At 46.1% G+C, this 2,420-nt stretch carries 1 protein-coding gene; it reads right to left on the bottom strand.

Going from position 1 to position 2,420, the window contains the following annotated elements; translation table 11 throughout:
- Window positions 1-514: 514 nt before the first annotated feature.
- Complete coding sequence (locus tag ACYVG7_RS06875; protein WP_460882470.1) at window positions 515-1,018, bottom strand: hypothetical protein; 504 nt, start codon at window positions 1,016-1,018, stop codon at window positions 515-517.
- Window positions 1,019-2,420: the final 1,402 nt, after the last annotated feature.

The raw sequence follows: 2,420 nt of genomic DNA, 5'->3' as shown, positions 1-2,420 counted from the left end.
ACAATTAAAATCGTGTTTGGAGCTGCTCAACTGATCGAGACTTGATCAACTTGTGCAAAGAATGATCATGCGTCGGCCCTGGGCACCACTCCGAGTCTAAACCTATATCTAGGGGGCGGCCGGTGCCTTTTTTTATGCTTCGCTCACCTTCATGTCTCTGTATTTTAGTTATAGTCAGTTTAGGACTGTTGTCATTATCCGAGTCGTTGAGCAATATCTCATCGTTAATCTCTTCAGTAATTCTCTGAATTTTGAACATATGTGTATCTCCGAGGCATACCTCTCCCGCTCTCTAATGAAAGTGAAGGGGGAATTTGGATCTGTCCAAGTTAGGTGTTGGGAATGAATAGGAATGGAGTCGGGGCGAAAAACAGACTCGTTGGCGGCATCGATTGCCGCCAACGAGTCTACATGCACGTATTTACGATGTGTCTGAGGCTCGGGCTGACTCCAGTCACACTAGAGGAGTCCGCCCCCAACACATAACGGGCTCATCACCAATTATTTTCGAGGGTTAGTGTAAAGAGTTCACGCGGTCAGCCAGACTTTGCAGCAAATCAAGGCATTCAGACTCACTCGTGAGCAGACTGGTCAGAATAGGTTTATCGCGGCCAAGAATATAAAAGTTGACAACCCACCCCAGCTTTACGGAACCATAATCAACTCGGTCAATAATCATGGGTCGAATTATTGTCGAATCGGGTAGAACATAAAAGTCGGTGAGCAATCCTGCGGATTCCAACTCCTTATTCAATTCATCAAGGATCAAAACTTGTTTATCAGGTTGCAACGCGTGCTCGAAAGCAAGCTGACAATCGAGGGAACAGATACCGACTCCCATGTTAGCCACCGTTTCAGGAGCAAGAGAATCAATTTCTGCTTGCAATGGGCGGTACCGTTTGGTCCACATTATTTTATCGATTTGAATTAAAGCATTGCCAACACGATACAACCGCTTCGGTGTTGATGATGTAGATGCGCTGGTAGATGTTGTGGGTATGTGCGATTTAGTAGACATGATCAGTCCTTAATAGATATTGATCATTTTGCAGAAATTCCGGGGCCAGATGTAAAAGCAGTGACTCACACATACGTGAGCACTGACGGGCCATCCGAAGATATTTATCGATACCCATCTAAGGAGTCATGTCAGAGCGAGATTTTCATTTGCGACCGCATTGAGCGGTGACGATTACTACTCCCCTATTGCCTTTTCCAAGGGATGAGGAATCGTGTAGCACATGAAGAGATGCACGCTCGTTTGAGACTCAATGGGGATCGGTCTTCAATCAAGCGCGGCGAATTAGGTAGTATCAACGGACATGTCGCCCTCCTTAGCTGGAACTTTAAATAACCCACAGAAGTGGTTTCGAATTAAAGTGCCAAGGATGGGACTCATGGAGAGAACCAACGATGGTGAGTGCGTGTTACAGATTAAGAAGAGCCACACTCAACGCTCCATCTGGGTCATGGAGCGTCGTAATAAAACCCTACAGCTCACCTTCTTGTCAAGCACAAATAAACAGGGGGACTAACCGCGTAGGGGTATGAGGGCTAGCTCCACCGCCCTCATACCCAAAAGATCATATCGTCGTTGATACCGGGCTATCTCAGTACATTGATGGTTAACAACATGATATTAAACGAATAAATGCTCTGAGCCTCTTTCCGATTTCGTTGGTATGCGATGTAGGAACGCATTACATTTTCTCATGTCAAGATGGGTCCACTACTGAAGAAATTTTCATGTTCGGAGAGAGGATACTTCGTTCCTCTCTCCCATACCGCCTTACTACTCCTGCGTCTATTTTCTGGGTTATCGAGTGTTTCTTGGTTCGGTTGATCCATCTTCTTTGTGAACAAAAAAGGAGAGCGTATGTGCTCTCCTTGGTGGTTCGGTGTCACAGCTAGTCTGTTAGAAGCGCTTCACAGGGGGGGGGGGGGGATATTGCCTGACTGGCTGAATTAGCAGCTGGAGTTGGTATTTATTGGTTAGCGTTGTTATCTGCTAGGTGGAGCTTCACTACCCCTGAGATGTTCTACACCGCGTTCCCTGAAGGTCTTGGTTTGCCGAAGGACGTGAATTTTCGACGGTGCTGACGGGGGTGGCGAGTCGGGCCTTTCGACGAGACGTCGAGAGCGACGGGATTTTGGTGAGTTTCTGGGTAAGATTTGTGTTCTAAATCAAAGCCTCGGGTGTGGACGTTCGGGTATGTTACTGAAGATAAGTTAGTGCTGACTTGGTGTTGCCTGGTTGGTGGCAAGATATAGGGATTTATTCTGTCTTATCTGGATAGATGCTAGATAGGATGGAACGAATCGGGTTAATTGTGCTGTTACATGTACAGGATCTTTAGCTACAACCAATTGAAATAGATAGAAAAAAGGCTTCGTTTGTGATCTGATTTAATCGCCAAAAA

It is taken from the genome of Pseudaeromonas pectinilytica (genome assembly GCF_054780855.1).
Note: the sequence above shows the minus strand (reverse complement) of the source record. Positions and strands in the feature narration are given on the sequence as shown.